Source organism: Rahnella sp. PAMC25617, from assembly GCF_050606005.1.
In the GTDB taxonomy this organism is placed as follows: Bacteria; Pseudomonadota; Gammaproteobacteria; order Enterobacterales; family Enterobacteriaceae; genus Rahnella; species Rahnella variigena.
Map to the genome: position 1 here is coordinate 375,248 of NZ_JBOCUM010000017.1, position 6,905 is coordinate 382,152.

The following is a 6,905-nucleotide window of genomic DNA, read 5'->3' on the forward strand; positions in this document are numbered from 1 at the left end:
TTAAATTGAACGCTCAAGCGAGAAACCAGAAGCCGAGTATAATTTCTGGCGCTATCTGGTCTGTTCTGGATAATACCGTCTCACAAATGATAACGTTTATCATATTCATAATATTAGCGAAGTTGCTGACACCCAGTATATACGGCATGCTCAGTGTATCTTTGCTTGTTACGCAGTTTTTTCGCAATGTTATATTCGATAGTATTGCGACATCGATCGTGAGAATGAAATCACCGACCCCTGTCGATTATAATTCTGCGTTTTTTTTGTGTTTCTCTTTATCTGTACCCGCATTCTTGATTGTTTTCTTATTCGCCCCGGTTATTGAGGCGTACATGAAAGTACCGGAGCTGGCCAATGTCATCCGGGGAACAGGCATTATTATTGTCGTCAGCGGATTGAGCCGGACACACGAAGCCTGGTTAACGCATAATATGATGTTCCGCCCTTTAGCGATAAGGTCAATCTGCTCTATCTCTATCGGGGGTGCTGTCGGGGTGGTGCTTGCCTGTAAAGGTTATGCTGTTACGAGTCTGGTGGTTCAGCAAGTTGTCACTTCACTGATTTCTCTGGTCGTGCTGTGGGTGACGACGCCCTGGAAGCCAAAAATGAAAATTTCAAAGGATTCCATTCGCGAGTCTGTAGGGTTTTCTAAGCATGTGGCTCTGAGCAATATTACTAACTTCGCCAATCAAAATAGTGATGTTTTCTTTATTACCTACTTTCTTGGAACAGCGGGTGCCGGTGTTTATTCGGCGGGTAAACGCATCGTAAACACCCTGAACACCGTTCTCTCATCCGCACTAATGCGGGTTTCATTACCCGCGTTTACCAGATATAAAAATGATTTGAATGAATTTGGTAAAAAGTATCTGCAAGCTACCTATTTTACGGTTCTGGTAACAGCGCCTGCTTTTGTTGGTCTTAGTGCATTATCCCATGATATTACTTTTCTGCTACTGGGACAGAAATGGATGCCATCTGTCCCCATAATGCAAATTGTCAGTGCTGTAGGTTTTGTTACATCGATTGGATATTACAATCATTCCGTCATGTTTGCCCGTGATAAACCCGAATGGCAAGCCAGATTAACACTGCTTTATGCAATAAGTAATGTGTTGGCATTCTATATTTTTGTTCGATATGGTTTGATTGCCACTGCACTGGTATTTTCAATCCGTACAATACTTCTTTATCCTGTTTCTGCATGGTGTGCATTAACACTTTTGAATTTAACATTCAGACAATACATAAGAGAGATTATTGTTCCCATTATATGCGCCGGGGGAATGTGTATGATTCTGATTGGTATGCAGGAGTTTACATTATTAAATGAATCCTGGGCTGGAATAGCAGTGAAAATTTCCGTTGGTGCGATATCCTATTTTATTCTTATTTTTACTATCACTTCTAAGAGTAGAAAAGCAATGATACTTTCACTGGCGGGAAAGATATTTGAGAGGGGCTAGATGATTTTATGGAAACTCAATCAGCATTAGTTAGCATACTTATTCCTCTTTTCAACTCTGAAAGGTATATCAGGAAGGCCCTGGAGTCTGTGGCCTCTCAAACCTATTCTAATATAGAAGTGGTTATTGTCGATGATTTTTCAAACGATTTTTCAGTGGCAATTGTTGAGAGTTTTTTTATTGAGCACGCTCATATTCGCCATAGCATATCTCATAATGTTAAAAATGAAGGAGTTTCTTTCACAAGGAATAAGTTAGTAGAGCATGCAAAGGGGGATTTCATTTGTTTTTTAGATTCTGATGACTACTTTGAGCATGATGCAATAAGTTATTTAATGGACATTGTAGTAAGTAATAATACGGATATAGGTCAGTGCTTATACTACTCTGAAACACCTGAGGGTGTCCAAAGCGGTACCGTAAATCAATTTACTCCCAATAAAATTCTGAAGGGAAAAGATGCTGTTTTTTCTATGCTGGAAAACGAAATAACAGGTTTCCTTTGGCATAAAATATTCAAACGGGATCTTTTCCGGAATGTTCATTTTGACACTACGTTACCCGTTTTTGAAGACTATCTTGTCATTATGACGATGTTTCTCGATGGTGCTGACATCTCATTTGGCAGTGAACCCAAGTATCATTATGTACAGCATGTTTCCTCATTGACAAAAAAATCCTACCGAAAAGCACTAGACAGACTGCAATACCTGGAAATGACAAAGTCACTGGTAAAACCTTTAATTTTATCAGAATCAGACAAACTGAGTATAATAAAGCATGAGTATATTGTGGCTTTGATGGTTTTTATTAATGCAATTAAATTTGGTGCTCCTGTAAATGAAGTTACAGAAATACAAAAACGCATCAATGTTTCATGTTTATTCAGGTTGAAATCTCAGCTTAATTATAAAAAATTTTACTCAATACTCATGATTAGAATTTCTCCGGCATTGCTCTATTTTGCCCTTAAAACGGTTTTTAAAATTAAAGCATAAATAATTCGGAATTTGTCCGTACTCATTCTGAATGATAATTCAGTTATTACACTGTGCACTGAATTGTTTTTTTTAATGATTGAATCTTATCTCACTTTTTTCCTGAGACGAATATTATGATCCTTCCAGTAATCATGGCTGGCGGTACCGGTAGCCGTTTGTGGCCGATGTCTCGTGAGCTTTATCCAAAACAATTTCTTCGTCTTCATGGCGATAATTCAATGTTGCAGGAAACCGTCAGCCGTTTAAAAGGGCTGGATGTTTCTGTGCCACTGGTTATTTGTAATGAAGAGCATCGTTTTCTCGTTGCCGAACAACTGCGGCAAATAAATCAGCTCAAAGATAATATTATCCTCGAGCCTGTCGGGCGCAATACGGCGCCTGCGATTACGCTGGCTGCGCTCAGTGCTATCGACAACGGTGTAGACCCGCTTTTGCTGGTGCTGGCTGCCGACCATGTTATCGAGTCTCCTGTGGCCTTTCACCAGGCCGTACAGAGTGCTATTCCGTTCGCGGAACAGGGGAAGCTGGTGACCTTCGGTATCGTGCCGACTGGTCCGGAAACCGGATACGGATATATACAACGGGGGATGGAATTAAGCACCGTTACCGATCCTGTTTTTCGGGTGCAGCGTTTTGTCGAGAAGCCGGATCTTGCTACCGCGATGCAATATCTGGAAAGCGGTGAGTATTACTGGAACAGCGGTATGTTTTTGTTCCGTGCGAAGCGTTTTCTGCAAGAGATGACGAAATTCAGGCCGGACATTGTTGATGCCTGTCTTAAAGCGATTGAAACCTCACAGGCCGATGAGCAGCAAGATTTTATTCGTGTTGATAAAGAATCATTTATTTCATGTCCCGATGAGTCTGTTGATTATGCGGTGATGGAAAAAACCACTGATGCGATTGTCGTTCCGTTAGATGCGGGCTGGAATGATGTGGGTTCCTGGTCGGCTCTTTGGGAAGTGAATAATAAAAGCATCGAGGGTAATGCCCTCAGTGGCGATGTATTTACTCATAATGTGACGAATTGTTATATCAATACTGACGAGAAATTGGTGGCCGCTATTGGTGTAGACAATCTGGTGATAGTTAATACTAAAGATGCCGTTTTAGTGATTGATAAAAACCAGGTGCAGGACGTTAAAAAAGTCGTTGAATATCTAAAAAGTCAGAAACGTCGGGAATATCGCGTACATCGCGAATCTTATCGTCCATGGGGTCGGAACGATAATATTGTGACGGCGCCCCGCTATCATGTGAATCGAATAACGGTAAAACCAGGCGGACAGTTTTCATTACAAATGCACCATCACCGGGCTGAACACTGGGTCATTCTTTCGGGTACAGCCAGAGTTATTCTTGAGGATAAAGATTATCTGCTGACTGAAAATGAATCCACATTTATACCCATTGGTGCTCATCACAGATTAGAGAATCCCGGAAAAATACCTCTTGAACTTCTGGAAATACAATCAGGCTCATATCTGGAAGATGACGATATTATTCGTATAAAAGATCACTATGGTCGCTGTTAATTTTGGGGTGAAATATGTCAGATACATTATCTTGCTTTAAAGCGTACGATATTCGCGGTGAATTAGGTGTTGAATTAAACGAAGATATTGCTTATCGCATAGGACGAGCTTACGGCGAATATTTAAAACCGAAGAAAATGGTATTAGGCGGTGATGTTCGTTTAACCAGTGAAGCTTTAAAACTTGCTCTGGCGAAGGGTTTACAGGATGCGGGTAGTGATGTTGTTGATATTGGCGTGACCGGCACGGAAGAAATCTATTTTGCGACTTCTTATCTCAGCCTTGATGGTGGTATTGAAGTCACCGCCAGCCATAATCCAATGAATTATAATGGTATGAAACTGGTTCGTGAGAACTCCCGTCCAATCAGTGGTGACACTGGTTTACGCGAGATTCAGGCACTGGTCGAAGCTAATAATTTCGCACCAGCAGAAAAAGCTATACGTGGCACTTATGAAAAAGCCTCTGTGCTGGAAGCGTATGTTGATAAGTTGCTCAGCTATGTCAATTTAGAGAATTTCTCGCGTCCGTTAAAACTGGTATTTAACTCCGGTAATGGTGCTGCCGGTCACGTTGTGGATGCTATCGAGCAGCGTTTTATTGCCGCCGGAGCACGGGTAGAATTTATCAAAATTCACCACGAGGCCGACGGCACATTCCCTAACGGTATCCCTAACCCGTTATTGCCTGAGTGCCGCCAGGACACTACCGATGCCATCATTAAACACCAGGCAGATATGGGGATCGCGTTTGATGGTGATTTTGACCGGTGTTTTCTGTTTGATGATGCCGGTAATTTCATCGAAGGGTATTACATAGTGGGTCTGCTGGCCGACGCGTTCCTCGAGAAATATCCCAGCTCGCGTATCATTCATGACCCGCGTCTGAGCTGGAATACCATTGATATTGTCACCGGTGCGGGCGGAGTGCCTGTGATGTCTAAAACCGGTCATGCTTTTATTAAAGAGCGTATGCGTCAGGAAGATGCGGTCTATGGCGGCGAGATGAGCGCCCATCATTACTTCCGCGATTTCTATTATTGTGACAGTGGCATGATCCCGTGGTTGCTGGTCGCTGAATTACTGCATGTGAAAGGTAAGTCCCTGAGGCAACTGATTAATGACCGGATCACCGCTTACCCTGCTTCAGGTGAAATAAACAGTTACCTGCAACAGCCGAAAGAGTCTATTGCCCGTGTATTAGCGATGTATGAAGGAGAGGCGGTGAACATCGACCATACGGACGGAATAAGTCTGGAGTTTGATGAATGGCGTTTCAATCTCCGCAGTTCTAATACTGAACCGGTTGTCAGATTGAATGTGGAATCCCGTGCTGATACAAAATTAATGCAGGAACAAACCAGGAAAATCCTTTCCATTCTTCGTAGCATGTAATTATTGAAAATATCTTATTTAAGTGAGTGGTAATAACTCGCTATGGGTTTATTTTTCCCATTTTAATTTTATAAGGTTTAGATTATGTCACATAATGTGAGTGTGGGGATTGTTGCTGACTGGCTGGTGACATTTGCCGGGTCCGAAAAAGTCATTGCGGAATTTATTAAATTATACCCGGACGCTGATATCTATTCTGTTGTTGATTTTCTTTCTGATGAATCCCGCAAAAAATTCTACGGTAAAGAAGCGACGACGTCTTTTATTCAGCGCTTACCTTTTGCTAAAAAGAAATATCAGCAGTATCTGCCTTTAATGCCGCTGGCTATCGAACAACTTGATGTGACCGGACATGACATAGTGCTTTCCAGCAGTCATGCGGTCGCCAAGGGCGTGCTGACCGGTCCTGACCAGTTGCACATCAGCTATGTGCATTCTCCGATCCGCTATGCCTGGGATTTTCAGCACCAGTATCTGCGTGAGGCAGGGCTGAATAAGGGGCTGAAAGGCAATCTTGCCCGCTGGTTCCTGCATAAAATCAGGATGTGGGATTACCGGACGGCTAATGGGGTGGATCATTTTATTGCCAATTCTCAGTTTATTGCCCGCCGGATTAAGAAAGTCTATGGCCGCGACGCGGATGTTATTTATCCACCTGTCGATGTAGAGCGTTTTACGTTGCAGGAGAACAAAGAGGATTTCTATTTTACCGCTTCGCGCATGGTGCCCTATAAACGTATCGATCTGATTGTGGAAGCATTCAGTCAGATGCCGGATAAGAAGCTGGTGGTGATCGGTGACGGCTCTGAAATGGGCAAAATTAAGGCCAAAGCGGGCAGTAACATTGAAATACTGGGCTATCAGCCTGACGATGTGATGCAAGACTATATGCGACGCGCAAAGGCTTTTGTTTTCGCTGCGGAAGAAGATTTTGGGATCACGCCTGTCGAAGCGCAGGCCAGCGGAACGCCGGTTATTGCCTTTGGCAAAGGCGGCGTTCTGGAGACCATCAGACCTTACGGTGAAAAGCATGCAACAGGGGTCTTTTTCGCAGAACAAACTGCGGCGTCTCTGATAAAGGCCGTGCATCACTTCGATACCATTAAGGACTCAGTACTTCCTCTGGACTGTCGTGAAAATGCATTAAAGTTTTCCGGGGAAAGATTTCATAATGAACTGGACGAATATATCAAAACAAAATGGCATGATTTTAATGAACGTAAACGCATCGTTTATTAGCACTCTCAATACTGAATCTGCCATTGATGGTTTGCATACAAATCATCCTCACTTGCGTATTCATCATAAAAAGCAGTGTCAGCGGCTGAAATTGTACGGATAACGCCCGTCGCTGTTTTTGAATCACTACGAAAAAGCCGGAGAATGCGCTGACATTCTCCGGCTTTTTTTGCTTTCTAACCGGGCTTGAAGTTTCAGTAGCACAGAAAGCAAAAAACCAGCCGTTAGGCTGGTTTCTTTAAATAGGGTGCCCGGACTCGGACTAAC

At 42.9% G+C, this 6,905-nt stretch carries 5 protein-coding genes; all 5 read left to right on the plus strand.

Going from position 1 to position 6,905, the window contains the following annotated elements; all coding sequences use genetic code 11:
- The first annotated feature begins 5 nt into the window (after positions 1-5).
- A complete protein-coding gene (locus ACM615_RS20860) occupies positions 6-1,469 on the plus strand; it encodes a lipopolysaccharide biosynthesis protein (RefSeq protein WP_431012464.1) in 1,464 nt (487 codons plus the stop codon).
- A gap of 8 nt (positions 1,470-1,477) precedes the next feature.
- Entirely contained in the window at positions 1,478-2,467 is a 990-nt protein-coding gene (locus ACM615_RS20865) for a glycosyltransferase family 2 protein (RefSeq protein WP_431012465.1), read from the plus strand.
- A 116-nt stretch (positions 2,468-2,583) separates the two neighbouring features.
- A complete protein-coding gene (locus ACM615_RS20870) occupies positions 2,584-4,005 on the plus strand; it encodes a mannose-1-phosphate guanylyltransferase/mannose-6-phosphate isomerase (RefSeq protein ID WP_431012466.1) in 1,422 nt (473 codons plus the stop codon).
- Between the two features lie 14 nt (positions 4,006-4,019).
- Entirely contained in the window at positions 4,020-5,399 is a 1,380-nt protein-coding gene (cpsG, locus tag ACM615_RS20875; RefSeq protein ID WP_431012467.1) for a phosphomannomutase CpsG, read from the plus strand.
- 84 nt (positions 5,400-5,483) lie between these two features.
- Positions 5,484-6,638 carry a glycosyltransferase family 4 protein gene (locus ACM615_RS20880; protein WP_431012468.1) on the plus strand — a complete coding sequence of 385 codons (1,155 nt, stop codon included), beginning with the start codon at positions 5,484-5,486 and terminating at the stop codon, positions 6,636-6,638.
- Positions 6,639-6,905: the final 267 nt, after the last annotated feature.

Excerpts from the sequence above, each read along its gene's own strand:
- ACM615_RS20870 (WP_431012466.1), top strand. The coding sequence starts at position 2,584 with ATGATCCTTCCAGTAATCATGGCTGGCGGTACCGGTAGCCGTTTGTGG.
- ACM615_RS20880 (WP_431012468.1), top strand. The coding sequence starts at position 5,484 with ATGTCACATAATGTGAGTGTGGGGATTGTTGCTGACTGGCTGGTGACA.
- cpsG (WP_431012467.1), top strand. The coding sequence starts at position 4,020 with ATGTCAGATACATTATCTTGCTTTAAAGCGTACGATATTCGCGGTGAA.
- ACM615_RS20865 (WP_431012465.1), top strand. The coding sequence starts at position 1,478 with ATGGAAACTCAATCAGCATTAGTTAGCATACTTATTCCTCTTTTCAAC.